This is a genomic window from Hydrogenophaga pseudoflava (genome assembly GCF_031020795.1).
Lineage (GTDB): Bacteria > Pseudomonadota > Gammaproteobacteria > Burkholderiales > Burkholderiaceae_C > Hydrogenophaga > Hydrogenophaga pseudoflava_A.
The window spans coordinates 186,944-211,602 of the sequence record NZ_JAVHJP010000008.1 but is presented as its reverse complement, the minus strand read 5'-3'; the positions used below and the strand labels follow the sequence as shown (position 1 = coordinate 211,602).

Genomic DNA, 24,659 nt, shown 5'->3' with positions numbered 1-24,659 from the left:
AGCTTGCCCAGCTTGGCGGCCAGCTCGGGCTTGTTCTTCTTCTCGCCCACGTTCAGGCGGCAGTTCTCCAGCAGCACGACTTCGCCCGGTGCGACGGAGAAGTCACCGTCGACCCAGTTGGCGACCACGCGGATGCTGCGGTTCATCAGCTGGCCCAGGCGCGCGGCCACGGGCGCCAGCGAGTCCTCGGGCTTGAACTCACCCTCGGTGGGACGGCCCAGGTGGCTCGTGACCATCACCGCGGCGCCGGCGTCCAGCGCCATCTGGATGGCGGGAATGCTGGCGCGGATGCGCGTGTCTTCGGTGATGTTGCCGGCGTCGTCCTGCGGGACGTTCAGGTCGGCGCGGATGAACACGCGCTGGCCCTTGGCCTTGCCCTGGGCGCAGAGATCGGAGAAACGGATGAATTGCATGATGAAGCCTCGGTCGGATGATCGGGGCAAATTGTAGGGAATGCGCCGCAAAGCTCAGTCGTCGTCGCGATCGCCGTGCACCACCGCCCCCCACGCACCCGCCGGGATCAGGCCCTGGGGTGACTGCTGCCACTCCCAGGCGCCGTAGGCCAGCACCGCCAGCAACAGCAGGGCGGCCAGCCAGACCCGGTTGTGCGGCACCGGGTTCGGTCCGGGGCCTTCGAGGCGGCCGGTGAGCATGGGCGAGGCCATGTTCTTGCGCCGCAGCAGGCTCAAGACCGCGATCAGCGCGAGGTGCGCCAGCACCACCACCAGCATGGCTTCGCCGAAGAACTCGTGCAGCTCGCCCAGCCAGTCTTCACCGGGGAACACGCCCCATTCGTTGAAGCTGGCGTCACCGGTCAGCGTCAGGGGCAGCACCAGCACCATCAGGGCCACCACGGCCAGCGCCATCAGCAGGTTCTGGCCCTGGCGCCAGTTGATGGCAGACAGCGATGCCGCCCCGCGCAACGACCGCAGCCAGGCGGGCACACCGGTGAGCTTGCGCCAGAGCAGGCCCAGGCCGGCTTGGCGCGGACCGAAGAGACCGTAGAGCACCCGGAAGGCCAGCAGGCCCGCCATCGTGTAACCCAGGGTGACGTGCAGCATGCGCCAGCGTTCGCCATCGGCCGTCAGGTAGGCGCCGAGAAAGCTCAGCGCGAACAGCCAGTGGAACATGCGCGTGGGCGCGTCGGTGATGCGCCGCACGGGGGTGGCGCCGGCCTGCGCCGCGCGGGCGCCGGGGTTCAGTGAGGTGGAGACGTTCATGGTGGGCTCCCTGGGTTCAGTCGTGCCAGAAGCGGCGCAGGCCCAGGCTCACGCCGGCCGGCAGCCGGATGTGGTCGTCGTCGAAATCGCCCCGGTCGGCGCCGGTGTGGCAGGCGCCGCAGTTGGCGGCGCTCCTGATGGCCGCGTGCTCCCACACGGAGGGCGGGATGTCGTCGTGCTTGCGCTCGAACCAGGCCGAGCGGGTGAGCCGGTCCTGCGGCGGCTCCTCGTTCACCCGCTTGTAGGTGCGGGCATTGGCCACCAGCCAGGTCGACAGCTGACGGACCGTGGCCTCATCCAGCGAGGCGTCGGTGCCGTAGTGGTGGTCGAGGCCGCTCATGATGCGTTGCCACGAGCGCGCCGGCAGCAGGCCTGGCGCGTAAGCGATGTGGCAGGCGGCGCACTCGGCGATGTAGGCCTTGGGCACGTCGCGCGGCATCCTGCGGCCGCCATCGGCATGCGCGGCGCCGAGCGCGGCCAGGCCCAGCAGGACGGCCACACCGGGGCGGATCAGTCGGTTTGAGAAGGTGTTCATGGCATCTCCTTGGCGATGGGGTGTCACTTCAGGTTGTTGAGGTAGGCCAGCACGTCGGCCTTCTCGGCGGCACTGCATTCGCGGGTCAGCACGTCGTTGCAGTTGCGCTTGAACCACTTGTCGACCTTGGCGCTGTCGGTGAAGGCCTTGGCGTTGAAGGCCGGTGCCAGCGGCGCGATCACCTTGCCGGTGTTGGCGTGTTGGCCCTGCGCGGTGGGCGGCGTGCCGTGGCAGGACGCACACGACCATTCGCCACCATGTTTGGCGTTGAAGAAGGTCTGGCCCTTGGCCGCATTGCCCGAGGCGCCGGCCTGGGCGCTCCAGCGCTGCAGCTGGGCCGCGGGCGTGGTCTCGGCGGCCTGGGCGGTGCCGGCACACAGCAGCGCCAGCAGTGCGGCGGAGAACAAGGAGGTCAAACGGAGGTTCATGGGGTTCTCGGGGTTGTTGTGGTGTGGGGTGATGCTGCGTCCCGCGCCTTGAACCGGCCCTGAACCCGCCGTTCATCGGGCGTTCAGTTCGGCGGCGCACAATCGCTTCATGGCCTCTGCGACCCCCCGCTTTTTGCCGCTCCGCGCCACGGTGCTGGTGCTGGCCGCGCTGGGTTCGGCGGGCGCCCTGGCGCGCGACCGCGGCGACCACGAACGCGCGCGCGAGGCCGTGGTCGCCGGCCAGATCCTGCCGCTGCGCACGGTGCTCGATCGACTGGAACGCGAACAGGCGGGCCGGGTGCTGGAGATCGAACTGGAGTCCGAAGACCGGCGCTGGATCTACGAGGTCAAGCTGCTGCAACCCGATGGCCAGTTGCAGAAGCTGGTGATAGACGCCGGCACCGGCGAGGTGATCGGGCGCCGTGTGCGCCCGCCACGCCCGCCCCACGGAGAGCCTCGGTGAGGCTGCTGCTGGTCGAAGACGAGCCGACGCTGCGCGCCCAGCTGCGCGATGGGCTCACGGCGGCGGGCTACGTGGTGGACGAGGCCGACAACGGGCGCGACGCGCACTTCCTGGGCGACACCGAAACCTTCGACGCCGTGGTCCTCGACCTCGGCCTGCCGGTGCTCGACGGGCTGACCGTGCTCAAGCGCTGGCGCGACGCGGGCCGGTCCATGCCGGTGCTGATCCTCACGGCGCGCGACCAGTGGAACGAGAAGGTGGCCGGCATCGACGCCGGCGCAGACGACTACCTGACCAAGCCCTTCCACATGGAGGAACTGCTGGCCCGCGTGCGCGCCCTGATCCGCCGCGCCAGCGGCCAGGCCTCGCCGGTGCTGCGCTGCGGCCCGCTGGCGCTGGACACGCGCAGCGGCCGCGTCACCTGCGGGGGCCAGCCGGTCGCGCTCACCAGCCACGAGTACAAGGTGCTGGACTACCTGATGCACCGGCCGGGCGCGGTGGTCTCGCGCAGCGAGCTGACCGAACACATCTACGCGCAGGACTTCGACCGCGACTCCAACACCATCGAGGTTTTTGTCGGCCGCCTGCGCAAGAAGCTGCCGCCCGACCTGATCGAAACCGTGCGGGGCCTGGGCTATCGCATGGCGGCGCCCCGGTGAGGTGCTGATGCCCTGGCGCCGGGCGCTTTCCCTGCGGGTGCGCTGGCTGGCGGCCACGCTGGCTGCGCTCGCCGTGGCGCTGGTGCTGGCGGGTGTGTTCCTGCACAGCCTGTTCCAGGACCATGTGCTGCGCCAGTTCCAGACCACGCTCACGCAGCAGCTGGACCAGCTCACCGCGCGACTGGAGTTCGACCCCTCCGGCCAGGCCAGCCTCGACCCGGCGCAGCTGTCCGACCCGCGCTGGCACCGGCCCTACTCGGGCCTGTACTGGCAGCTCGACGAGGTCGGCGCGCCCGCGGACGCGCAGGGTGCGCTGCGCTCGCGCTCGCTCTGGGACGACCGGCTGCGCCCCGAACCCGACGCGCCAGCCGACGGCCAGCTGCACGTGCACGAGGGCACGGGTCCGCGCGATGCGCGGCTGCTGCTGGTGGAGCGCACGGTGTACCCGGCCGACGCGCCGCAGCGGCGCTGGCGGCTGGTGGTGGCGGGCGACCTGCAGGAAGTCACCGTCGCCTCGGCGCGTTTCGCGCGCGTGCTGGCCCTCTCGCTGCTGGGACTGGGCCTGCTGCTGGCGCTGGCGGCGCTGGCCCAGGTGTCGGTGGGCCTGGCACCGCTGCGCGCCCTGCAGCGCGCGCTGACCGCGCTGCGCGAAGGGCGCACGGCCCGGCTGCAGGGCCAGTTTCCGGCCGAGGTGCAGCCCCTGATCGACGACTTCAACCGCGTGCTGGACCGCAACGCCGAGGTGGTCGAGCGCGCGCGCACGCAGGCCGGCAACCTGGCCCATGCGCTCAAGACCCCGCTGGCGGTGCTGGACCAGGCCGCCAGCCGCGCCGACGGCCCGGACCCGGCGCCGCTGGCGGCCCTGGTGCGCGACCAGGTCGGGCGCGCCCGGCGCCACATCGACTGGCACCTGGCGCGCGCGCGTGTGGCGGCCTCGCAGCGCCTGCCGGGCCAGCGCACCCCGCTGGCGCCGGTGCTGGCCGGCCTGCTGCGCGTGATGGCCAAGGTGCACGCCGAGCGGGCGCTGCGGCTGGACTGCGCCGACATCCCCGCCGACTGGGCCTTTGCCGGTGAAGAGCAGGACCTGCAGGAGATGCTGGGCAACCTGCTGGACAACGCCTGCCTCTGGGCGCGCGCACGGGTGCGGGTCGAGGCCCGGCTGCACGGCGGGCAGCTGCAGGTGGTGGTGGAAGACGACGGCCCCGGCATCGCGCCGGAGCAGCGCCAGGCGGTGCTGGCGCGCGGCGTGCGGCTGGACGAGGCCACCCCCGGCAGCGGCCTGGGCCTGGCCATCGTGGCCGACCTGGTGGCGCTCTACGGCGGCGCGCTGTCCCTGGAGGCCGGCGGCGCCGGCGGGTTGCTGGCGCGGATCAGCCTGCCCGCGGTCCGCTGACGGGTGCCGCCGCGGCTGGCAGCAGGCAGGGCTCGAACAGGTCCAGGCCCGGCCGGCGCACCGCGGTCGAGACGTCCATCAGCCCCAGCACCGAGTGGAACAGGTGGTCGTGCGCGACGGGCCGCTCCGCGCGTTCGCGCAGGCAGTCGGTGCGCACGCCGCTGCGCTGCTGCAGGCCCTCGGACAGCCAGGCCACCATGGGCACATGGGTCTGCTGCTCGGGCGCCAGCGCATAGGGCACGCCGTGCAGGTACAGGCCGTTCTCGCCCAGCGATTCGCCATGGTCCGAGACGTAGTACAGCCCGGTGTCGAAGCGGCCTGCGGTCGACTGGGCGCGCAGCCACGACAGCGCGTGGTTGAGGAAGCGGTCGGTGTAGGCGATGGAGTTGTCGTAGGCGTTGACCAGTTCGTCCTGCGAGCAGTCGGCCAGCGTGACGCTGCGGCACTCGGGCTGGAAGGGCTTGCGGTTGGCTGGCGAGCGCTTGTGGTAGGCCGGTCCGTGGCTGCCCATCTGGTGCATCACCACCACCACGCCGCGCGCACGGCGCTGCGGGTCGAGCGCGGCGATGCGGGCGTCCAGCCCGTGCATCATGGCCTCGTCCAGGCATTCGCCGCCCTCGCACAGGCCGGGGATCGGCGCGTCGGCGATGCGCACCGTGGGCACGCGGTCGCACACGCCCTTGCAGCCGGCCTGGTTGTCGATCCACAGCACGGCCAGACCGGCGCGCTGCAGCACATCGAGCAGGTTCTCGCTGCGTGTGGTCTCGTCGCCGCCTTCCTTGCGCGTGAGGGGCGAGAACATGCAGGGCACCGAGACCTGGGTGCTGGTGCCGCAGGAACTGGCATGGGGGAAGTTCACCAGACCGCCGCGCGCGCGCCAGCCGGTCAGCGACGGCGTGGTCGGGCGGCCATAGCCGTTGAGGCTCCAGTTCTGTGCCCGCGCGGTTTCGCCCACCACCACCAGCAGCAGCGGCGGCCGGCTCTGCGAGGCGTAGCTCGCCCCCAGCCGCGCGTCCTCGCCCAACGGCAGCAGCGGCTGCGCAGCGTGCTGGCCACGCTCGGCCAGCAGCGTGCCCGAGGCCACCAGGGTGTTCATGGGGTTGATCATGTAGCGCAAGTCCTTGTGGCCGCGCATGAGCGAGGCCAGGCCCTGGTAGCCGGCCAGCAGGGCGACGGCGGCGACCGCCAGCGAGAGCGCCAGCAGGGCCAGGTTGTGCCGCAGGCGGGGCAGCAGCGCCAGCGGCGCGGGCGGCACGCGCCAGATCCACCACAGGGCCGGACCGGCAATGGCCAGCAGGGCCAGCAGCAGCGGCCAGGACAGCAGGTCCCGCACCTCGTTGGCATTGGTCTGCGCCACGTTGGCCATCATGGTGCTGTCGATCACCACGCCGTACTGCCACATGAAGTGGCTGTTGAGCGCCGCTGCCAGCACCAGCACGGTGGCCAGCGGACGGAACATGCGCGGCCAGTGGCACAGCGCCAGCAGGGCCAGGGTGCCGGCGACCAGTACCAGCCCGAGCATGAGCATCAGCCCTGGGCGGTGGTCGGCGGTCGCGGTCAGGGCGGCCACGCGCTGCCACAAGGGCAGGTTGCCGGGCACCGCCAGCCACAGCGACAGCACCACCAGCAGGACCAGCGGCCCGCGCGCCTCACCACGGACGAGCGACAGGCCGGTGGCATTCCGGCCGGACAGGGAAGAAGACAGCTGCATGGAGAACGGCGGGGCCATGGCCCCCAATGTGGCATTGCCGGCAGTGTCTTGCGACGACGTTAAACGAACCTTATCGCGCGCCATCCCCGCGACCCCCTCAGACCGGCCACCGCAGCGAGAAGCGCGTGGTCATCGGCGCCACCCCGCTGTCACGCTCCAGTCGCGCGCCCAGTTCTTCGGCGATGCGCTCGACCAGGCGCAGGCCCAGACCCAGCCCGGACGAAGCCTGCGCCGCGGGCGCGGTCACACCGGCGCGCTGGCCGTCGTCGCTGACCGACACACCCTGGCCCCGGTCGTCGCGCCACACCGCCACCTCCACCTGCGTGCCCGGCGGCGTGTGGCGCAGTGCGTTCTCGATCAGGTTGCGCAGCGCCAGTTCCAGCAGCATGGGCTGGACCCGGACGCCGACCTCGCCCTGTTCCCGAACCAGCGACATCTCGTGGTCGCTCTCATGGGCCAGCTGGGCGTGGGCCGAGATCAGGCGGGCGGCCATCTCGCCCAGAGCGGTGTCCTGCACCGCATCGCCGGCGTGCGCCGCCCCCTGCTGGCCGGCGCGCTGCGCGCGCGCCAGGTCCAGCAGCTGGGTCAGGATGCGACCGGCGCGCAGGGCCTCCTGTTCCAGACGAGCCAGCCGCGGCGGCGAGGGGTCGGCCTGCGCGGCGCGGGCCTGCAGCGTGATCGCCGTCAGCGGGGTGCGCAGCTCGTGCGCCACGTCGGAGGCGAACTGGCGCTCGCGCTGGGCCTGCGCCTGCAGGCCGTCGACCATGGTGTTGATCGCCGTCACCGTGCTGGAGAACTCGTGGAAGCGGTGCTGGGTGTCCAGGCGCTGCCCGGCGAAGCCGTCGAGCGCGGCCATCTCGTCCGAGAGCTGGTCCAGCGGGCGCAGGCCGCGGCGGATGGTCCACCACATCACCAGCGCCACCAGCGGCAGCAGGATCAGGGACGGCGAGGCCAGGTGCTCGGCGATGTCGCTGGCCAGCACGTAGCGCTTCTTCAGGTCCAGCAGGGCCGCCACCCGGCGCTCGTGGCCCTCGCCCCGGTAGGTCTCGAAATAGGCGCGCCAGTTGTGGGGTTCGCCGTCGGCGTCGCGCACCACCACCGTCATCAACCCCTTCTCGGGCAGCGTCGCCAGGTCCAGCCCGGCGGCGAGCTGGTCGCTGTCGGTCACCAGGCGGCCGTTGTCCCAGACCAGGATGGCCACGTCCTGGGCGTACTCGTGCACGTCCTCGCGCGGCACCGGCAGGGGTGCCGAGACGGGCCCCTGGTTCCAGGACGCGGTGCCCAGCCAGAGCTGGGCCACGGCAACCAGGTGGCCGTCGGTGAACTTGCGCGTCTCGCGCAGGCTGGTGCTCCAGCCCACCGCCACCATCACCGCCCACACCGCCAGCTGGGCCCCGAGGGTCCAGACCAGCAGGTGGCGCGACAGCGTGCGGCGCGCGGCGGGCAGCGGCAGCTTCACAGGCCTCCAGCGGTGTCGGCGGGTTTCGGCGCGGGCGGATCCTGGGGCACGAAGTAGCCCACGCCGCGCACGGTCTTGATCAGCGATTCGCCCAGCTTGCGGCGCAGGTGGTGCACGTGGACCTCGATGGCATTGCTCTCCAGCCCCTCGCCGAAGCCGTACATCGCCGATTCCAGCCGCGCCTTGGACAGCACCTGCGGCTTGGCCTGCAGCAGGGTCAGCAGCAGCGCGAACTCCTTGCCGCCCAGCGCCACCGGCAGACCGGCGCGTTCGACCGAGCGCGTGGCCGGGTCGACCACGATGTCGCCGTATTCGATCACCGGCTTGCTGCGGCCGCTGGCGCGCCTCAGCATGGCGCGCAGGCGGGCCAGCAGCTCGTTGGGGTCGAAGGGCTTGACGATGTAGTCGTCGGCGCCTTCGTCCAGGCCGAAGATGCGGTCGCTGACGCCGTCGCGAGCGGTCATGATCAGCACCGGCAGGTCGCGCGCCGGCAGGGTGGACTGGCCCGGCCGGCGCTCACTCTGGCGCCGCAGGCGGGTCAGCAGATCCAGGCCATCGCCGTCGGGCAGGCCCAGGTCCAGCAGCACCGCGTCGAAGGGCTCGACGCACAGGGCTGTCCACGCCGACTCCAGCGTGCCGCACACGTCCACCGCATAGCCGGCCTGCCGCAGCGACAGGCTCAGGCCGCTGGCAATGCCGGGATCGTCTTCCACCACGAGTGCTCGCATGTTCTTCAGGACGGCGCAGGGCCCATCGGTCAAAGAAACCGAATTATCCCGGCACCCCTTAAGGCCCTCTTAAAGTCCGCCGCCGAGCATGCGGCGCCATGTCCCACCTCCGCCCCCCTGTTGTTTCCACCGCAACCGCCATCGCCCGGGCCTGGCTGGTGCTGCTGCTGCTGACGCTGGGCTGGGATGCCGCGGGCATGGACCTGCCGGTGATGAGCCAGATCGGGACCAGCGCCGGCTTTCCGTGGCGCCACCACCCGCTGCTGGAGACCGTGCTGCACGACGGCGGGCGCCAGCTCGCCACCGGGGCCTACCTGCTGCTGTGGGGCTGGGTGCTGTGGCCTGTGTCCAGCGGCCCCTCGCGGCGCGAGCGTGGGACCGTGCTGGCGCTGGTCACCCTGTCCATGGTGACGGTGGGCCTGCTCAAGCAGGCCAGCCGGTCCAGCTGCCCCTGGGAGTGGAGCGCCTTCGGCGGCACCGCCGTCTACACCTCGCACTGGAACCTGCTGGCCGGCGACGGGGGCACCGGCGGCTGTTTCCCTGGCGGGCACGCCTCGTCCGCTCTGTCGTTTCTGGCGCTGTGCCTGCCCTGGCTCCGGTCGCCGGTGGCCGGACGGCGCCGGGCGCCGGGCTGGCGCTGGCTCATCGCGGTGCTGCTGGCCGGCGGCCTGGCGGGGGTGACGCAGACCCTGCGCGGCGCCCACCCGCCCAGCCACACCCTGTGGACCCTGCTCATCTGCGGCGCGATCGCGCTGGCCGGCTGGCGGCTCGCTCTGCCCTGGCTGCGTGGCGAGGAAACACAAACTGCGTCAGCGGCGGAGCGTGGGGGCCATCAGTTCACGCCGTAGTAGTCGACGTACCAATCCACGAACCGCTGCACACCGAGCCGCAGGTCGGTGCCGGCCCGCACGCCGAATTCGCTTTCCAGCCGCGAGGTGTCGGCCCAGGTGTCGGGCACGTCGCCGGCCTGCATGGGCAGGAAGTTCTTGACCGCCTCGCGGCCGCAGGCGCGCTCCAGGCAGGCGATGAACTCCATCAGCGGCACCGGGCCGTTGTGGCCGACGTTGAGCACGCGGTGCGGCACCTGGCCCTCGCCGGCCTGCGGCGGCCGGTCCGCCACCGCCAGCACCGCGTCCACCACGTCGTCGACATAGGTGAAGTCGCGCCGCAGGTGGCCGTGGTTGTAGACGTCGATGGGCCGGCCTTCGAAGATCGCGCGCACGAACTTGAAGATCGCCATGTCGGGCCGGCCCCAGGGACCGTAGACGGTGAAGAAGCGCAGCGCCGAGGCCGGGATGCGGTAAAGGTGGCTGTAGCTGTGGGCCATCAGCTCGTTGGCCTTCTTGCTGGCGGCGTAGAGCGAGATCGGCGAATCGGTCACCATGTCCTCGCGCAGCGGCATCTCGCGCGCGGCGCCGTAGATGGAGCTGGACGAGGCGTAGACCAGGTGCTTCACGCCGCTGTGGCGGCAGCCTTCGAGCACAATGAGCATGCCCGCGAGGTTGCTGTCCAGGTAGGCCATGGGCTGCTCGACCGAGTAGCGCACGCCGGCCTGCGCCGCCAGGTGCAGCACGAGGTCGTAGCGGCCGTCGGCAAACAGGCGCGCCACGCCGTCGCGGTCGGCCAGGTCCAGGCGGTGGAAGCGGAACCCCGGCCGCGCCAGCAGCCGGTCCAGCCGGGCCTGCTTGAGAGCGGGGTCGTAATAGGCGCTCAGGTTGTCGACCCCGTCGACCTGCAGCCCCCGGTCCAGCAGACGCTGGCTCAGGTGGTAACCGATGAAGCCCGCGGCACCGGTGACCAGCACGCGCGGGGCGGGAGAAGCATCCAGGAGGTTCATGGCAGCACGCCCTCGGTCACGGGGCGGTAGACAAAGCGGCGCGGGCGCAGCGGTGGTTCGCAGGTGGCGCGCATGGAGGCCGGGCCGTAGACCACCCACTCGCGGCGGTGCGCTTCGCCCAGCGACTCGGTCTTGGTCACGTCGAAGCACTTCAGCTCGGCGTCGGTGGGCGCCAGCAGGTGGCGTCCGGGCTGTTCCTTCATCCACTGCCAGGCGTTGCGTTCCTGATCCTCCAGCGGCGCGAGGTAGCTGAAGTGGGTCAGCGGCCGGTGGCTGAACAGCAGGAACTGTTCCTTGAAATACAGCAGGCCCAGTTCCGATGCAGGCGGCAGCCGCTGCTCGATCTGCTCCATCATGGCCTGTGGCGTGCGGTGCGGATCGACCCGGGGCCAGACCAGCAGCGAGACAAATGCCCAGATCACCAGGCTGGTCGCGGCCAGCCGCTGCAGCAGGTCGCGGCGGCGGATCAGCACCAGCAGCACCAGCAGGGCCAGTCCCATGGCGACCAGCGGCAGCGACAGGGGAGTGATCGCGTCGGCGTAGTCGGGCACTTTGCGCAGCAGCCTGTCCGGCGAAACGGTGAGCGCCACGCCCAGCCCGGCCAGCGCCGCGGCGATCAGCAACAGCAGGCCCTGGAAGAAGGCCCCGGTGCGCGCCGCCGCCACGCCACCCCGCACCCGCACCCAGAGCGCCCCCACCACCAGCGCCAGCATCGGCAGCGCCGGAAACATGTAGACCTCGCGCTTGCCCGAGCTCAGCGAGAAGAACAGCAGCACCAGCCCCACCCAGGCCAGCAGCACGCGCGCGCGCCGGTCCTCGCGCAGCAGCGCCAGCAAGGGCTTGAAGAACACCAGCAGCAGCACCGGCAGCGGGAACCAGACCGTGGGGATCGCCTGGGTGAAGAAGTAGTGCCAGGGCTTGACGTGGTGCCAGGCGTTGACGAAGCGCTCGCCGGTCTGGCGGAACAGCAGGTCGTTGCGGTAGGCGACCATGGTGTCGGTGCCGATGCTGTGCACCTGCCAGAGCATGGGGCCCAGCCACAGCGCGATCACCGCGAGCATCACCGCCAGACCGGCGGCCAGACGCCAGCGCCAGACCTTCGCATCCTCCCCTGCGGGGTTCTTCACCCACAACGCAAGTGGAATGAGCATCAGCAGGGGCAGAAAGCCCACGCCCTTGGTCATGATGCCCAGCGCCATCGCGGCCCAGGCGCTGAAGTACCAGCCCCAGTGCGGGCCGGTGAAAAAGTGCCGCAGCAGGCCGTAGCAGCCCAGCGTGATCCAGAAGGTGACCACCGCGTCGATCTGCGCCGCCTTGCCCTGCAGCAGGAACTGCGGCGTGAACACCAGCACCAACAGCGCCGCCAGCGCCACCTCGCGGCCCCACAGCCGGCGGCCGATGTCGAGCACCAGCAGCAGCGTGCCGACCGAGGCCAGCGCGCTGGGCAGCAGGAAGGAGAGCTTGAGGTTGCCGACCAGCGCGAACGCGGCGGCGCTGAGCCACATGAACACCGGTGGCTTGTCCGGGTAGGGCTCGCCGCCGCGGGTGGGGAACAGCCACTGGCCGCTCTCGACCATCTCGCGCGCCACCTGCGCGAATCGCGGTTCGTCGGCCGGCCAGGGGTAGCGCAGCCCGATGCCCAGCAGCAGCACAAGGGCGGTGGCGATCAGCCAGAACAGGGTCTGGCGGCGGATCGTTTCGTCAGTGGGCAGGCGCATGGGCGTGTTCTTGGCGGAACCTCTGGAGCCGCTGCTTGAAGCCGTGGTGGTAGAGGTACAGGCCCAGGCCGGTGGAGATCACCAGCATCACCAGGCTCATCCACAACTGGGAACTGTCGTGCAGCGCGATGCCCGACCCCGCGTAGGCGAACAGCAGCATTTGCGGCAGGTAACCCAGCAGGCTGCCGAAAAACACGGCCAGCGGCCGCAGGTCCGACAGCGCGGCGGCGATGTTGGTCACCAGGTTGCTGCCGACCGGGATCAGCCGGATCACGCAGACCCAGATCCAGGTGTCCTCGGCCAGCACGGCCTTGATCAGCTCGATCTTCTGCGCGTGCTTCTGCCGCACCCAGTCGAAGCCCAGCTGGTGCACCGCGGCCATGGTGAGCATGGCGCCGAAGCCCGTGAGCAGGGTGCCGATCAGCCCGCCCTGCCAGCCGCCGAACAGGAAGCCGCAGGAAAACGCCAGCACCTGGCGCGGACCCCCCAGCGCGGTGTAAACCACCGAGCCCAGCACGAACACCGGCCAGGCGACGGTCCAGTGCTGCTGGAACAGCTGCTGCAGCAGCACCTCCTCGGTCACCGGCCCCCACCAGCCCAGGTGCAGGGACAGGAAGGCCAGCGTCAGGACCGCCGTCAGGAGCAGCGGCTTAATGAGGCTTTTCATGCGCAGCGAGCGTGCGGACCTGCGCGATCACCGGGCGCTTGCCGCGCCGGGTCAGCCACACCACGCCGGCCATGTCGACCAGACCGACCCACAGCCGGTTCCAGGCGTTGTACTTGGAAACGCCGGCCTGGCGCGCGCGGTGGTTCACCGGCACCACGCGGATCGCGCCGCCCAGGCGCAGCACGAGCGCCGGCAGGTAGCGGTGCATGTGGTCGAAATAGGGCAGCTGCGACCAGGTGGCGCGCGGGATCAGCTTCAGGCCACAGCCGGTGTCGGGCACCTGGTCGTTGAGGATCTTCTGCCGCACCGCGTTGGCAATGCGCGACTGGAACTTCTTCCACTCCGTGTCCTGCCGGTTCTTGCGGTAGCCGGCGATGCAGAAATGTTCGCCCTGCGCCTCGGTCTCGCGCGCGCTGCGCAGCAGGGCCGGCATGTCGGCCGGGTCGTTCTGTCCGTCGCCGTCGATGGTGATCAGGTAGCGGCCCCGCGCCTGGCGGGCGGCGCTCATCAGCGCCGTGCTCTGTCCCACGCTCTTTTCGTGGCGGATCAGCCGGGCGGCCGAGCCCAGCTCGGCGCAGCGCTGCAGGAACTCGTCGCCCGTCCCGTCGTCGCTGCCGTCGTCGACCAGCACGATCTCGAAGGCGCATTCGGGCCGCAGCGCCGCCACCACCTCGGCCACCAGCGAGCCGATGTTGCCGGTCTCGTTTTTCGCAGGAATGAGCACCGACACCAGCGGCTCGGCGCTGGCGGCAGCGGCCGCAGCAAATTCAGTCATGTCAGGAAATCCGTGGGCGCGCTGCCCGCAAACGTCGGATGGTCGGTGAGGCACCTTAAGACCGCCTTAAGGTTCGGCACCCCGAAGAACGCCGATTGTCCCACCCGCCCGTGTCACCACCCCAGGCCAACATGCAGCGGCAGGTAGACCGCCATGCCGGTGACGATGGTGCCCAGCACCCCCTGGCGCCAGAAGAAATACAGGGCTCCCGCTGCGGCGGCGAACAGCCGCGCGTCCATCCAGGTCTGCACCAGATGCCCCTGGCTCATGACGATCTCGGGCAGCACCACGGCCGACAGTGCTGCAATCGGCGCGTACTGCAGGCCGCGCTGGGCCCAGTGGGGCAGGGTCCAGGGCTTGTCGGAGATGAGAAAGAAGCCGCGCGTGATCACCGTGACCACGCCCAGCGCGACGATGGTCAGCAGGGTGTGCAGGTCAATGTCCGGCATGTCCGGGCTCCGCTCCCCTGGTGTGCTCGATCAGCAGGCAGATGGCCACCGCGCTCGCGATCGCCACCAGGATGTTCAGCCGCAGCGGCAGCGCCCAGGCCGCCACCGCCGCCGTGGCCGCCACACCGGCGGAGACCACCCGCAACCGGGACGTGGCCAGCGAACACAGCACGCCCAGCAGCGCGAGGATGCCGGCGAACCCCAGCCCCCACGACAGGGGCACGATGTTGGCCAGCAGCACGCCGGCCACGCTCGCCACCATCCAGGCCACATAGTTCACCGCGCAGTTGCCCATCAGGTAGGCCTGCTGCTGCGCCCGCTCCTCGGCATTCCGGCCCGGGTGCGGGTAGCGCTTGGCAAAAAACACGTAACTCAGGTCGCCGGTCACGTAGCCACTCACCAGTCGCTGCCAGCGCGGCAGGTGCATCAGGTAGGGCCGCAGGTGCGCGGAAAACACCACGAAGCGCAGGTTCACGCAGAACGCCGCCGCCAGAATCACCCACATCGGCGCTCCCGCACCGATCATCGGTACCGCGGCCAGTTGCGCACTGCCGGCGTAGACGATCAGCGTCATCAGCAGCGCCTCCAGCGTCGACATGCCCGACTGCACCATGGCCACACCGGTCATCAGGCCCCAGGCGGCAATGCCCATGGCCACCGTGCCCTGATCGGTGATGCCTTCGCGGAATTCCGGCCGGCGCCGGTGTTCGGCCAGGAAAAACATCAGGGCGTCGGCGCGCCGAAGACCTGGCCGGGCGTGAGCGCGAAACCCTGCAGGAACTCGCGCACCGGCAGGCGCTTGCCCCCTGCGCGTTGCAGGTCCAACAGGATCAGCACCCCGCCGCCGGTCGCCACGCGAATGCCTTCGGGCCCGGCGGACAGGATCTGGCCGGGCACCGCGTCGCCGCCGTCGGCGGTGCTGGTCTCCACCCGCCACACCTTGACCGCCTCGCCGGCCAGCTCGGTGACCAGCCCCGGTGCGGGCGAAAAGGCCCGGGACCGGCGCTCGGTCTCGGCGGCCGGACGGTGCCAGTCGATCAGCGATTCCGCCTTCTCGATCTTGGCCGCGTAGGTCACGCCGTCGGCCGGCTGCGGCACCGGCCGCAGGCCACCGCAGGCGGCCAGTTCCAGGGCTTCGACGATCATCCGACCGCCCAGCTCGGCCAGTCGGTCGTGCAGGCCGCCGGTGGTGTCGGCCGAGGTGATCGGCAGCGGCTCGACCAGCAACATGTCGCCGGTGTCCAGCCCGGCATCCATCTGCATGATGGTCACGCCGGTCACGGCATCGCCGGCCTCGATGGCGCGGTGGATCGGCGCCGCGCCGCGCCACCGGGGCAGCAGAGAAGCATGGATGTTCAGACAGCCCAGGCGCGGCAGGTCCAGCACCCACTGCGGCAGGATCAGGCCGTAGGCGGCCACCACCATCACGTCCGGCTGCGCGGCCAGCAGGGCCTCGCGCGCCGTGGCGGCCTCTGCCGGATACTTGCCGTCCAGCCGCAGGCTGCGGGGTTGCGCGACCTGAATGCCCTGCGCCAGCGCGAACTGCTTGACCGCCGACGCCTGCAGCTTCATGCCGCGGCCGGCCGGCCGGTCGGGCTGCGTCAGCACCAGAGGAATCTCGAACCCGGCCGCATGCAGCCTCTCCAGGGCCACGCGCGCAAACTCCGGCGTACCGGCAAACACCACGCGCATGGGTGTCATGCCCGCTGCGCTTCGCGCTGGGACTTCAGCAGCTTGCTCTTGATCCGGTTGCGCTTGAGCGGCGAGAGGTACTCCACGAACACCTTGCCCATGAGGTGGTCCATCTCGTGCTGGATGCAGACCGCCAGCATGCCTTCTGCCTCGATGACCCGGCTTTTGCCATGTTCGTCCAGCGCGCTGACACGGATGGCCAAGGAACGCTCCACACCGTCGTAGATGCCGGGCACGGAAAGGCAGCCCTCCTCGCCCTTGCGGGTTTCCGGGCTGGCCCATTCGATCACCGGGTTGATCAGCACCATCGGCTGGTCGCGCGATTCGCTGACGTCGATCACGATCAGCCGCTCGTGCACGTCGACCTGCGTCGCCGCCAGCCCGATGCCGTGGGCGTCGTACATGGTCGCCAGCATCCGGTCGGCGAGTGCGCGCACGCGGTCGTCCACGCTCTCCACCGGTTTGGCCACGGTGTTCAGGCGCGGGTCGGGATACCGCAGGATGGTGAGCAGTTCGGAAGCATTCATTTCAGTGTCATGGACCGGCGGGCCAATGTCGCCGGAAAAGGGGGCCTCTCGGGGATGTGTGCCGGGCCGCCGCTGGGTCAGGGGGTTGTCGCTATTTTCGCCACTTTTGCATTCCCGGGTGGATGCAGGGACCTATTAATATTGCCTAATCAAGGGCTTGGGCGCAAAATCAAATGCGAATTGTCAAGTCCGACGCGCCTGTTTGCGCCAGCCCCAGGGGCCTACACATGCATTTGAAACATCTTCCGACTGCCCTGCACCTGACCGGCCCCGCTGCTGCCTGCCTGGTGGCCATGGCCACCCTCGCTGGCGCGGCCTCGGCCCAGAACCTCCCGGTCACCGCCGGGCAGCGGGCCACCGCCAGCCAGGTGGCGCAGTCCGGTGTGGCGCTGTCGGAACTCGCCCCCAATGCCCCGGACAGCCACACCGTCAAGCGCGGCGACACCCTGTGGGCCATCTCCAAGATCTTCCTCAAGAGCCCCTGGCGCTGGCCCGAGCTCTGGGGCATGAACATGGAGGAAATCAAGAATCCCCACCGTATCTATCCCGGCCAGGTCCTGTACCTGGACAAGAGCGGTGGCCGTGCCCGGTTGAGCACCCGCAAGCCCGGCGACGGCGATACCCCCACCGTGCGCGTGTCCCCGCGCGTGCGCAGCGAGAGCCTGTCCGAATCGGCCATCCCGCCGGTGAACATGCAGGCCATCGAGGCCTTCCTGACCGAACCCCTGATCGTCGATGAAGCCACCTACGCGCGTGCGGCGCGCATTGTGGCCACACCCGAGAACCGCGTGCTGCTGAGCCTGGGCGACCGTGCGTACGCCCGGGGTCAATACGGCGACGTCGGCAACCTGAGCGAAGAAGCCCTCACCCTGGGAGCCGGCAAGTCCATCACCTACCGCGTCTTCCGCAACGCGGTGCCGCTGAAGGACCCCGGCACCGGCGAGGTGCTGGCCTATGAGGCGCAGTACGTCGGCAAGGCCGAGATCGTGCGCCCGGAAACGCGGCGCGACATCGCAGAGCCGGCGTCGGCGAAGAAGCCGGAAGGCAAGGACACGTTCAAGCCCCAGTACGAAAACACGACGCACAACTTCGCCCGTGTTCCGGTCGAGGAGAAGGCGCCGCTCAAGCCGGTGGCCACCGGCGAGATCGTCCCGGCCACGATCGACATCGTCAAGGCCAAGGAGGAAATCCGGGTGGGCGACCGACTGCTGCCCGAGCCTCCCCGCGAGTTCCCGCACTACGTGCCGCGCGCCCCGGGCAAACCCACCTCGGGCCAGATCGTGTCGGTGTACGGCAATGCCGTGCGCTATGCGGCGCAGAACCAGGTGGTCTCGATCAACCGCGGACGCACCCATGGTGTGGAAGAAGGCCATGTGCTGGCCCTCATCCGCGACTCCAGCACCCGCATCGACAAGACCGACGAAAGCCGCCCCCAGATCCGTCTGCCCGGCGAGCCCAACGGGCTCATGATGGTCTTCAAGACCTTCGACAAGGTGTCCTACGCCCTCGTCCTGGACATCGTCGACGGGGTCAAGGTCGGCGACCACTTTTCCAACCCCTGACGCCCGCCCATGGAGCAGAACGAATGGGCCGCCTGGCTCAGGTTGCTGCTCACCCCCGGTGTCGGCCGGGACACGGCTCGGCGCCTGCTGGCCGCGTTCGGTCTGCCCGCGGACATCTGGAAGCACGGTCCCAGCGCCTGGGAAACCGTCACCAACGCCCGCATCGCGAGGGCACTGCAGTCGGAGCCGCCCGGGCTAGCCCCGGCCCTTGAACGGCTGCAGGCCTGGCTGGCCGGGGACAGCGACCGGCATCTCATCACGCTGGCCGATCCTCGCTACCCGCCCAGCCTGCTCCAGACCGCCGACCCACCCCTGCTGCTGCATGTGCAGGGCCGGCTGGACGCCGTGGACCATCCGCACAAGCTGGCGGTCGTGGGCAGCCGCAACCCCACACCGCAGGGGGAGGCGAACGCGCGCCAGTTTGCTCGCAGCCTGGCTGAATCGGGTCTGTGTGTGGTCTCGGGCCTGGCCCTCGGCGTGGATGGAGCGGCCCACACCGGGGCTCTGGAGGGCGGCGGCCAGACACTGGCCGTGGTCGGCACCGGACTGGACACCGTGTACCCCCAACGGCACGCGGCACTGGCCCGACGCATCGCTGCCTCCGGTGCACTCATCAGTGAATACCTGTTGGGCACGCCTCCACTGGCGGCCAACTTTCCCCAGCGCAACCGGATCATCGCGGGTCTGGGCCACGGCACGCTGGTGGTCGAAGCCGCAGTGCGGTCCGGTTCCCTGATCACGGCCCGGCTGGCGGCGGAGCAGGGACGGGAGGTGTTTGCGATTCCCGGTTCGATCCATGCGCCACAGTCGCGTGGCTGCCATGCGCTGATCCGGCAAGGCGCCAAACTGGTGGAGTCCGCGCAGGACATTCTTGAAGATCTGCACCTGTCCACCCCCCAGACACCCCACCAGCCTGCACTGCCGGACGACCAAGACGGTGTGCTGCGCGCCATGGGGTTCGATCCCATCGGTCTCGATGCCCTGCAGGCACGCACGGGACTGGACACCGCCGCACTGCAGGCCCGTCTGCTGGAACTGGAGCTGGACGGGCAGGTCGGGCGCCTCCCCGGCGGCCTGCTTCAGCGCACCGGACAGGTGTGATTCAGCCGAGCAAGCGCTCGGGATTGGCGTCCAATTTGGCCAGCGCGTCGCGGGTCGCGCGCACAGTCAGCGCCTCGTCTTCGCTGGGCACCAGCAAGCCCGACTGGAGGTAAGCGGCCACTCGCGTGGCCTGGATCAGGAAGCAGCGACCGACATTGGTCACGAACAGGTACAGCTGCCCCCGGTCGCTTCGCCAGGCGAATTGCACGCTGTTGAGCTTGCCGTTGTGGTCAAGTCCGAACCAGGAGCCGATCTGCAGTTCCTGGGCCCAGGCCTTCATCGCCTCGGTGGGCTGGCTGCCGCCCTGGCGGATCACCTCGATGTTGGTGGCATCCACCCCGGTGATCATCTCGATGCTTTCGTTGTCGAGATCAAGATCGCCCACACCACTGTCCGGCAGGTAATCCTCCAGATTCGCCAGCCGCTCGGAGAGCTTGTCCAGGCTTTCCTGAGAGATGGCTTCGGTGCGCGACATGAAGGCATCGGCCAGCGTATCGCTCACCGACTTGATGTGCCCGTCCTGCACACTGGGTGAATAGCCCAGCAGGCTCATGCCCTGGCGAAGCCGCTGCAGAAGACCCGGCAACTGCTGGATGACGCGGGCACGGTCGTTGCGGTTGGGTTTGGCACTGGCGGCCCAGAGCAGATCGGAGGCCACCCGCTTGAGCGAGGCGGTCTCTTCGTGCTTGACCCCGTACTTCACACTGGCGACGGCCAGCACCTCGACCCAGACCCTGAACAGGAACTCGCGCACCTCTTCGCGCACCGTGATGTCGTCCAGCAGCTTGCGCAATTCGATGGTGTACTGCACCGACAGCGTTTCCTTCTGCTCCACCTGCTGTGCGACGCTCACGAAACGGCTGGCTCCGCCCTGCTCGCTGAGGTAGGTGGACAGGAACTTCTGGAACTCGTCGAGCACGAGCTGGAAAACGCGACGACCGGTCTCGGGGTACTGCTCGATGACCTGCACCACCCGCTTGATCTCCGCCTCCAGGGCCGCAGAACTGACGTTGGACTCAAAGCCCAGCACACAAGCGCCCATTCGGTCGATGAGACGGCGCGCCGGGTGCTGCAGCGCGCTGAAGAACTCGGGCTCGGCCAGGGCCACCCGCAGGACCGGGATCTGCAGACGCGCGAACCAGACCCTCACGCTGGGAGGAATCCGCTCCTCGGCCAGGATGCTCTGGAACATCAGGGCCACCACCTCGACGGTGGCCTTTTCGGAGGGCGTCGATGCCGCCTGCTTGAGTTCGGCCGTGCGCTGGCGCAATGCCGACGCCGCCTGGGCCACGTGCGAGTGGTCTATGGCAGGAGCGGCCGACCGTATGCCACCCGAACCGGTGGTGGTCACATCCGGCATCGGAATCGGCACCACGTCCAGCATGGCCTGCTGCAGCCGCGGGGACGACGGCAGCAGCTGCGTGGCTTCGAAATCGCCGCCAATCTTGTCGGCCAGCAGCCGCCGCAGGCGACCCACCACCCCTTGCGCCCTCATCCTGGCCCTGGCCAGCGGCGACGAATGGGTCATCATGCGGGTTTCGTCGTGCACGCCCATGCCTGTAGGCGTGCGCCCCGTCGCAGGGGCGCCCGCGAAGGCACTGCCGCCAGAACCACCGGTGCCGAGACCTCCGCCCGATTCGCCACTGGAAAACGACGGAGCGCCCGTCATGCCGTGACCCGAGCTTGCGTCCCAGTCCGCCCCCGCTGTGGATGCCTGCGGTGCAGCGCCACGGGGGGCGGGTGGGGGCATTGTCGACCGGCTGCCCGGGGACCGCTTGACCAGCGCCTGAAGGTCGATCTCCTTCATCACGCCGCTGGAAACCAGGAACTCGTTGGCGGCCTTGTAGGCCTCCAGCATTGATTGGGCCAGCACCGGCGAGATGGCGTCCTGCACCAGCGTCCAGGCTTCGCGGGTCATCTGCACGTCCAGCCACTGGTCCACCAGAATGCGGCAGACGACATCGGGCAGCAGCACGTCGCCCCGCGGCAGCTCCTGCCGCTTTTCCAGGTGCTGAACACGCAGCCGCAACTCGTTGAGTTCGGTGGACACCTGCTCCAGCACGCGCATGGCGAGGCGGGACGCCAGAATCTGGTCGTCGATCGCCCCTTCGGCCAGCAGTTCGAGCCGCCCAGTCAGCGTCTGCTGCCCGGAATGGGTGGTGCGCGGCAACAAGGTGCGCTGCAAGGCCTTGCGGCTCTGGTTGAGCCAAGCCCCCTGGCTTTTCTGGAACCCGCTCCAGGCGTCCCGCCTGTCCTGCATTTCACGCGCCGGACCGGCCTGATCCAGGATCGCGGTCAGTCTGTTTTCACAGGCCTTGACCAGATCGGGCAGGGTCCGTCCCACGTGAACCACGAAGAGTTCACGTGCCTGCTTGGCCAGGGACGAAACATGCTGATCGGAGGTTGCCACGGGAGATCAGTATGACACGAAAGGAAACATTCATTTTTCACGTCGCACGGGGCTCCGCTCTCATTTCAGGAGCATCCACCGGACCCGCAGGATCAGACCACGGCCCCACTGTTGGGGTCGTCCGGATCGCCTGGCGCAGACTTCGCCGACGCCTTGATCAGGTCCTCTCGCTTGACCCCCAGCCACATGGCGATAGCCGCCGCCACGAATACGGAGGAGTAGATGCCGAACAGGATGCCGATGGTCAGGGCCATGGCGAAATAGTGCAGCGTCGGGCCGCCGAACAGCAGCATGGACAGCACCATGATCTGCGTCGAACCGTGCGTGATGATGGTCCGGCTGATGGTCGAAGTGATGGCGCGGTCGATGATCTGAACCGTGGACATTTTTCGCTGGCGGCGGAATGTTTCACGGATGCGATCAAAAATAACAACAGATTCGTTGACCGAGTAGCCCAGTACCGCCAGCACGGCCGCCAGCACCGCGAGCGAAAACTCCCACTGGAAGAAGGCAAAGAAGCCCAGGATGATGACCACGTCGTGCAGGTTGGCGATGATGGCCGACACCGCGTACTTCCACTCGAAGCGCACCGCCAGATAGATCATGATGCCTGCGATCACCAGGCCCAGAGCCATCAGGCCGTGCTCCACCAGTTCCTGCCCGACCTGCGGACCGACAAATTCGGTGCGGCGCAGCTGGACACTGGGGTTCTGCGCCTTCAGGGCGGCCATCACAGCCTCGCTCTGCTGGCCCGAGGTGAGCCCCTGCCGGGCGGGCAGGCGCAGCAGCACGTCCTGCGAGGTGCCGAAGTTCTGCACCGGCACATCGGCGTAGCCCAGCCCATCGATCACCGAACGCACGGACTCCAGATCGGCCGGTTGCTGGTAGGCCACCTCCATCACGGTGCCACCGGTGAACTCCACCGACAGGTGCAGACCACGCGTCACGAGAAAAAACACCGCGAGCACGAAAGTCACGACCGAGATCGCGTTGAGCACCAGCGCGTGGCGCATGAAAGGGATGTCCTTGCGGATGCGAAACAGTTCCATCTTGTTCTTCCCGGTCAGTCAGCCTTGCCCACCGCATTGGCGCCCTCGGGGCGCCACACCGTGCCGATCGACACGCTCTTGAGCTTCTTCTGCCGGCCGTACCAGAGATTGACCAGGCCACGCGAGAACACCACGGCCGAAAACATGCTGGTCAGGATGCCGATGCAGTGCACCACGGCAAAGCCGCGCACCGGGCCGGAGCCGAAAATCAGCAACGCGATGCCCGCGATCAGCGAGGTGACGTTGGAGTCCAGGATCGTGCCCCAGGCGTGGTCGTAGCCGATGTTGATCGCGGTCTGCGGCGACGCGCCATTGCGCAGCTCCTCGCGCACCCGCTCGTTGATCAGCACGTTGGCGTCGATGGCCATGCCCAGCGCAAGTGCCATGGCGGCAATGCCCGGCAGCGTCAGCGTGGCCTGCAGCATCGACAGCACCGCCACCAGCAGCACGAGGTTGAAACCCAGCGCCAGGCTGGAGAACACGCCGAACAGCATGTAGTAGACACACATGAAGGCGACGATCACGACGAAGCCCCAGATCACGCTGTTGAAGCCGCGCTCGATGTTTTCCTTGCCCAGGCTCGGACCGATGGTGCGCTCTTCGATGATTTCCATTGGCGCGGCCAGCGAACCGGCGCGCAGCAGCAGCGCGGTGTCGTTGGCTTCGACCGTCGTCATGCTGCCGGAGATCTGCACGCGACCGCCGCCGATCTCGGAACGGATCACGGGGGCCGTCACGACCTCACCCTTGCCCTTCTCGAACAGGATGATGGCCATGCGCTTGTTGATGTTCTCGCGCGTCACGTCGCGGAAGATGCGCGCGCCCTTGCCATCCAGCGTGAGGTGGACCGCCGGCTGCTGCTGGTCGTCGAAGCCGGCCTGCGCATCGGTGAGGTTTTCGCCCGTGAGCAGCACCTCGCGCTTGACGATCACGGGGCGGCCGTTGCGCTCGAGGTATTTCTCCGAACCGAAGGGGACCACGCCGACACCGCTCTCGGCCGCCACCCCTTCGGTGCTTTCGTCCACCAGCCGCAGCTCCAGGGTCGCTGTCCGGCCGAGAATGTCCTTGGCCTTGGCCGTGTCCTGCACGCCGGGCAGTTGGACCACGATGCGGTCAGCCCCCTGCTGCTGGATCACCGGCTCCGCCACCCCGAGTTCGTTGATCCGGTTGTGCAGTGTCGTGATGTTCTGCTTGACCGCCTGGGACTGCACCGCCAGCGCCGCCTGCGGCTTGAGCGTGGCCGTGAGGCGGAACTCGGCGCCTTCGGGCGCGCGCGCCACCTGCAGATCGGCGAACTGGTCAGCGATCAGGTTTTCGATCGCTGTGGCGGTGGCCTCGTCACGGGCGCGCAGTTCAATGGTCGTCGCGTTGCGCTGGATGCCACCGTGGCGCACATTCTTCTCGCGCAGCGCGGTGCGCAGGTCGGTGGCCAGCACATCGGTCTTGCGCTGCAGCGCCGCCGGCATGTCGACCTGCAGCATGAAGTGCACGCCCCCGCGCAGATCCAGGCCGAGGTACATCGGTGCGGCACCGATGCCCGCCAGCCAGGCCGGGGTGCGCGGCACCAGATTCAGTGCCACCACAAAACTCGGGTTGGCTGGATCGGGATTGAGCGTGCGCTCGATGGCGTCGCGCGCCTTGAGCTGGTTGTCGGTGGAATCGAAGCGGGCCCTGACCGAGCCGCCCTCCAGCTGGGTCAGCGTGGGCGTCAGGCTCTCACGACCCAGTGCCTGCTCGACCCGCGTCAGCGTGGTCTCGTCGACCTTGACGGAGGAGCGGGCGGCCGAAACCTGCACCGCCGGCGATTCGCCGAACAGGTTGGGCAGCGAATACAGCACCCCGATCACCAGCGCCAGCGCGATGACCAGGTACTTCCAGAGCGGATAACGGTTCATGTCAGGGCCTTCGGCACCGGCTGGTTACTTGATGGTTCCCTTGGGCAGCACCTGGACAACCGCGGTGCGCTGCATCTGGACTTCCATGCCGTCGGCGAGTTCCACGCCGATGTAGGTCTCGCCGATCTTGGAGACCTTGCCCAGGAAGCCGCCGGCGGTCACGATCTCGTCGCCCTTGGCCAGGGCCTCGATCATGGCCTTGTGCTCTTTCTGGCGCTTCATCTGGGGCCGGATCATCACGAAGTACAGCACCACGAACATCAGCACCAAGGGCAGCATGCTGATCAGGGTGCTCTGGGTGTCGCCGGCGCCTGCGGCGGCCTGGGCATATGCAGAAGAAATGAACACGGGACGGTCTCCAACGAAAAGGTCAGGGGACAA

General features: G+C 69.1%; 25 protein-coding genes. 6 read left to right on the top strand and 19 right to left on the bottom strand.

Features of this window, described 5'->3' with window-relative positions; genetic code table 11:
- From pgk to RCO38_RS22100, 4 genes are all read right to left on the bottom strand, one after another.
- On the bottom strand, positions 1–413 hold a 413-nt coding region (pgk, locus tag RCO38_RS22115; protein WP_308330621.1), incomplete at its 3' end, for a phosphoglycerate kinase.
- Between the two features lie 54 nt (positions 414–467).
- A complete protein-coding gene (locus tag RCO38_RS22110) occupies positions 468–1,220 on the bottom strand; it encodes a cytochrome b/b6 domain-containing protein (RefSeq protein ID WP_308330620.1) in 753 nt (250 codons plus the stop codon).
- A gap of 16 nt (positions 1,221–1,236) precedes the next feature.
- Positions 1,237–1,755, bottom strand: coding sequence for a diheme cytochrome c (locus RCO38_RS22105; RefSeq protein WP_308330619.1), 519 nt, complete (start codon positions 1,753–1,755; stop codon positions 1,237–1,239).
- Positions 1,756–1,778: 23 nt separating this feature from the next.
- Positions 1,779–2,183 (bottom strand): DUF1924 domain-containing protein, encoded by a 405-nt coding sequence (locus tag RCO38_RS22100; RefSeq protein ID WP_308330618.1) that lies wholly within the window; start codon positions 2,181–2,183, stop codon positions 1,779–1,781.
- Positions 2,184–2,292: 109 nt separating this feature from the next.
- Between RCO38_RS22100 and RCO38_RS22095 the strand changes: the two genes are divergently transcribed.
- From RCO38_RS22095 to RCO38_RS22085, 3 genes are read left to right on the top strand one after another with little or no spacing between them, the layout of a single operon-like run.
- On the top strand, positions 2,293–2,646 hold the full coding sequence (locus RCO38_RS22095) for a PepSY domain-containing protein (protein WP_308330617.1): 354 nt from the start codon (positions 2,293–2,295) through the stop codon (positions 2,644–2,646).
- Positions 2,643–3,305 carry a response regulator transcription factor gene (locus RCO38_RS22090; protein WP_308330616.1) on the top strand — a complete coding sequence of 221 codons (663 nt, stop codon included), beginning with the start codon at positions 2,643–2,645 and terminating at the stop codon, positions 3,303–3,305. Before RCO38_RS22095 ends, RCO38_RS22090 begins: the two co-directional genes overlap by 4 nt.
- Positions 3,306–3,312: 7 nt before the next feature.
- Entirely contained in the window at positions 3,313–4,698 is a 1,386-nt protein-coding gene (locus tag RCO38_RS22085) for a sensor histidine kinase (protein WP_308330615.1), read from the top strand.
- Here RCO38_RS22085 and RCO38_RS22080 read toward each other — a convergent pair.
- The 3 genes from RCO38_RS22080 to RCO38_RS22070 all read right to left on the bottom strand — a co-directional run bounded on the left by RCO38_RS22080 (position 4,676) and on the right by RCO38_RS22070 (position 8,596).
- Complete coding sequence (locus RCO38_RS22080; protein WP_308330614.1) at positions 4,676–6,427, bottom strand: phosphoethanolamine transferase; 1,752 nt, start codon at positions 6,425–6,427, stop codon at positions 4,676–4,678. The genes RCO38_RS22085 and RCO38_RS22080 overlap by 23 nt on opposite strands.
- A gap of 79 nt (positions 6,428–6,506) precedes the next feature.
- On the bottom strand, positions 6,507–7,868 hold the full coding sequence (locus RCO38_RS22075; protein ID WP_308330612.1) for a sensor histidine kinase: 1,362 nt from the start codon (positions 7,866–7,868) through the stop codon (positions 6,507–6,509).
- On the bottom strand, positions 7,865–8,596 hold the full coding sequence (locus tag RCO38_RS22070) for a response regulator transcription factor (protein WP_308330611.1): 732 nt from the start codon (positions 8,594–8,596) through the stop codon (positions 7,865–7,867). Before RCO38_RS22070 ends, RCO38_RS22075 begins: the two co-directional genes overlap by 4 nt.
- 98 nt (positions 8,597–8,694) lie before the next feature.
- Here RCO38_RS22070 and RCO38_RS22065 point away from each other — a divergent pair, with 98 nt between their 5' ends.
- The gene (locus tag RCO38_RS22065; protein WP_308330610.1) at positions 8,695–9,444 is read left to right on the top strand and encodes a phosphatase PAP2 family protein; all 750 of its coding nucleotides are present in this window, start codon (positions 8,695–8,697) and stop codon (positions 9,442–9,444) included.
- Here RCO38_RS22065 and RCO38_RS22060 read toward each other — a convergent pair.
- From RCO38_RS22060 to def, 8 genes are all read right to left on the bottom strand, one after another.
- Positions 9,429–10,433: an NAD-dependent epimerase/dehydratase family protein gene (locus tag RCO38_RS22060; protein WP_308330609.1), complete on the bottom strand. Its 1,005-nt coding sequence runs from the start codon at positions 10,431–10,433 to the stop codon at positions 9,429–9,431. The genes RCO38_RS22065 and RCO38_RS22060 overlap by 16 nt on opposite strands.
- Complete coding sequence (locus RCO38_RS22055) at positions 10,430–12,151, bottom strand: ArnT family glycosyltransferase (RefSeq protein WP_308330608.1); 1,722 nt, start codon at positions 12,149–12,151, stop codon at positions 10,430–10,432. The genes RCO38_RS22060 and RCO38_RS22055 overlap by 4 nt, the downstream gene beginning before the upstream one ends.
- On the bottom strand, positions 12,135–12,818 hold the full coding sequence (locus RCO38_RS22050; protein WP_308330607.1) for a TVP38/TMEM64 family protein: 684 nt from the start codon (positions 12,816–12,818) through the stop codon (positions 12,135–12,137). Before RCO38_RS22050 ends, RCO38_RS22055 begins: the two co-directional genes overlap by 17 nt.
- Positions 12,802–13,593: a glycosyltransferase family 2 protein gene (locus RCO38_RS22045; protein WP_308330606.1), complete on the bottom strand. Its 792-nt coding sequence runs from the start codon at positions 13,591–13,593 to the stop codon at positions 12,802–12,804. Before RCO38_RS22045 ends, RCO38_RS22050 begins: the two co-directional genes overlap by 17 nt.
- Before the next feature lie 113 nt (positions 13,594–13,706).
- Entirely contained in the window at positions 13,707–14,042 is a 336-nt protein-coding gene (locus tag RCO38_RS22040) for an AzlD domain-containing protein (RefSeq protein ID WP_308330605.1), read from the bottom strand.
- Positions 14,029–14,766 (bottom strand): AzlC family ABC transporter permease, encoded by a 738-nt coding sequence (locus RCO38_RS22035; RefSeq protein WP_308330604.1) that lies wholly within the window; start codon positions 14,764–14,766, stop codon positions 14,029–14,031. The genes RCO38_RS22040 and RCO38_RS22035 overlap by 14 nt, the downstream gene beginning before the upstream one ends.
- Positions 14,766–15,734, bottom strand: coding sequence for a methionyl-tRNA formyltransferase (gene fmt / locus RCO38_RS22030; protein WP_308330629.1), 969 nt, complete (start codon positions 15,732–15,734; stop codon positions 14,766–14,768). The genes RCO38_RS22035 and fmt overlap by 1 nt, the downstream gene beginning before the upstream one ends.
- Before the next feature lie 5 nt (positions 15,735–15,739).
- On the bottom strand, positions 15,740–16,261 hold the full coding sequence (gene def, locus RCO38_RS22025; RefSeq protein WP_308330603.1) for a peptide deformylase: 522 nt from the start codon (positions 16,259–16,261) through the stop codon (positions 15,740–15,742).
- 227 nt (positions 16,262–16,488) lie between these two features.
- Here def and RCO38_RS22020 point away from each other — a divergent pair, with 227 nt between their 5' ends.
- Positions 16,489–17,823 carry a LysM peptidoglycan-binding domain-containing protein gene (locus RCO38_RS22020; protein WP_374694574.1) on the top strand — a complete coding sequence of 445 codons (1,335 nt, stop codon included), beginning with the start codon at positions 16,489–16,491 and terminating at the stop codon, positions 17,821–17,823.
- Between the two features lie 9 nt (positions 17,824–17,832).
- Positions 17,833–18,924 (top strand): DNA-processing protein DprA, encoded by a 1,092-nt coding sequence (dprA, locus tag RCO38_RS22015; RefSeq protein WP_308330602.1) that lies wholly within the window; start codon positions 17,833–17,835, stop codon positions 18,922–18,924.
- A gap of 1 nt (position 18,925) precedes the next feature.
- On the opposite strand, the gene RCO38_RS22010 is transcribed toward dprA, so the two are convergent.
- The 4 genes from RCO38_RS22010 to yajC form a co-directional block, all read right to left on the bottom strand.
- Positions 18,926–21,334, bottom strand: a complete 2,409-nt coding sequence (locus RCO38_RS22010; protein WP_308330600.1) for a DUF1631 family protein — start codon at positions 21,332–21,334, stop codon at positions 18,926–18,928.
- A 92-nt stretch (positions 21,335–21,426) separates the two neighbouring features.
- A complete protein-coding gene (gene secF / locus RCO38_RS22005) occupies positions 21,427–22,383 on the bottom strand; it encodes a protein translocase subunit SecF (protein ID WP_308330598.1) in 957 nt (318 codons plus the stop codon).
- Positions 22,384–22,397: 14 nt separating this feature from the next.
- Positions 22,398–24,278 (bottom strand): protein translocase subunit SecD, encoded by a 1,881-nt coding sequence (secD, locus tag RCO38_RS22000; RefSeq protein WP_308330597.1) that lies wholly within the window; start codon positions 24,276–24,278, stop codon positions 22,398–22,400.
- A gap of 24 nt (positions 24,279–24,302) precedes the next feature.
- Entirely contained in the window at positions 24,303–24,626 is a 324-nt protein-coding gene (yajC, locus tag RCO38_RS21995) for a preprotein translocase subunit YajC (protein WP_066159282.1), read from the bottom strand.
- Positions 24,627–24,659 lie beyond the last annotated feature (33 nt).

What these genes read in the sequence shown, in the direction of transcription:
- RCO38_RS22070 (WP_308330611.1), bottom strand. Translation starts at nt 8,596, where the DNA reads ATGCGAGCACTCGTGGTGGAAGACGATCCCGGCATTGCCAGCGGCCTG.
- secD (WP_308330597.1), bottom strand. Translation starts at nt 24,278, where the DNA reads ATGAACCGTTATCCGCTCTGGAAGTACCTGGTCATCGCGCTGGCGCTG.
- RCO38_RS22050 (WP_308330607.1), bottom strand. Translation starts at nt 12,818, where the DNA reads ATGAAAAGCCTCATTAAGCCGCTGCTCCTGACGGCGGTCCTGACGCTG.
- RCO38_RS22095 (WP_308330617.1), top strand. Translation starts at nt 2,293, where the DNA reads ATGGCCTCTGCGACCCCCCGCTTTTTGCCGCTCCGCGCCACGGTGCTG.
- RCO38_RS22035 (WP_308330604.1), bottom strand. Translation starts at nt 14,766, where the DNA reads ATGTTTTTCCTGGCCGAACACCGGCGCCGGCCGGAATTCCGCGAAGGC.
- RCO38_RS22060 (WP_308330609.1), bottom strand. Translation starts at nt 10,433, where the DNA reads ATGAACCTCCTGGATGCTTCTCCCGCCCCGCGCGTGCTGGTCACCGGT.
- RCO38_RS22110 (WP_308330620.1), bottom strand. Translation starts at nt 1,220, where the DNA reads ATGAACGTCTCCACCTCACTGAACCCCGGCGCCCGCGCGGCGCAGGCC.
- RCO38_RS22105 (WP_308330619.1), bottom strand. Translation starts at nt 1,755, where the DNA reads ATGAACACCTTCTCAAACCGACTGATCCGCCCCGGTGTGGCCGTCCTG.
- RCO38_RS22085 (WP_308330615.1), top strand. Translation starts at nt 3,313, where the DNA reads ATGCCCTGGCGCCGGGCGCTTTCCCTGCGGGTGCGCTGGCTGGCGGCC.
- RCO38_RS22040 (WP_308330605.1), bottom strand. Translation starts at nt 14,042, where the DNA reads ATGCCGGACATTGACCTGCACACCCTGCTGACCATCGTCGCGCTGGGC.
- RCO38_RS22045 (WP_308330606.1), bottom strand. Translation starts at nt 13,593, where the DNA reads ATGACTGAATTTGCTGCGGCCGCTGCCGCCAGCGCCGAGCCGCTGGTG.
- def (WP_308330603.1), bottom strand. Translation starts at nt 16,261, where the DNA reads ATGAATGCTTCCGAACTGCTCACCATCCTGCGGTATCCCGACCCGCGC.
- fmt (WP_308330629.1), bottom strand. Translation starts at nt 15,734, where the DNA reads ATGCGCGTGGTGTTTGCCGGTACGCCGGAGTTTGCGCGCGTGGCCCTG.
- RCO38_RS22100 (WP_308330618.1), bottom strand. Translation starts at nt 2,183, where the DNA reads ATGAACCTCCGTTTGACCTCCTTGTTCTCCGCCGCACTGCTGGCGCTG.
- RCO38_RS22065 (WP_308330610.1), top strand. Translation starts at nt 8,695, where the DNA reads ATGTCCCACCTCCGCCCCCCTGTTGTTTCCACCGCAACCGCCATCGCC.
- RCO38_RS22080 (WP_308330614.1), bottom strand. Translation starts at nt 6,427, where the DNA reads ATGGCCCCGCCGTTCTCCATGCAGCTGTCTTCTTCCCTGTCCGGCCGG.
- dprA (WP_308330602.1), top strand. Translation starts at nt 17,833, where the DNA reads ATGGAGCAGAACGAATGGGCCGCCTGGCTCAGGTTGCTGCTCACCCCC.
- secF (WP_308330598.1), bottom strand. Translation starts at nt 22,383, where the DNA reads ATGGAACTGTTTCGCATCCGCAAGGACATCCCTTTCATGCGCCACGCG.
- RCO38_RS22020 (WP_374694574.1), top strand. Translation starts at nt 16,489, where the DNA reads ATGCATTTGAAACATCTTCCGACTGCCCTGCACCTGACCGGCCCCGCT.
- RCO38_RS22055 (WP_308330608.1), bottom strand. Translation starts at nt 12,151, where the DNA reads ATGCGCCTGCCCACTGACGAAACGATCCGCCGCCAGACCCTGTTCTGG.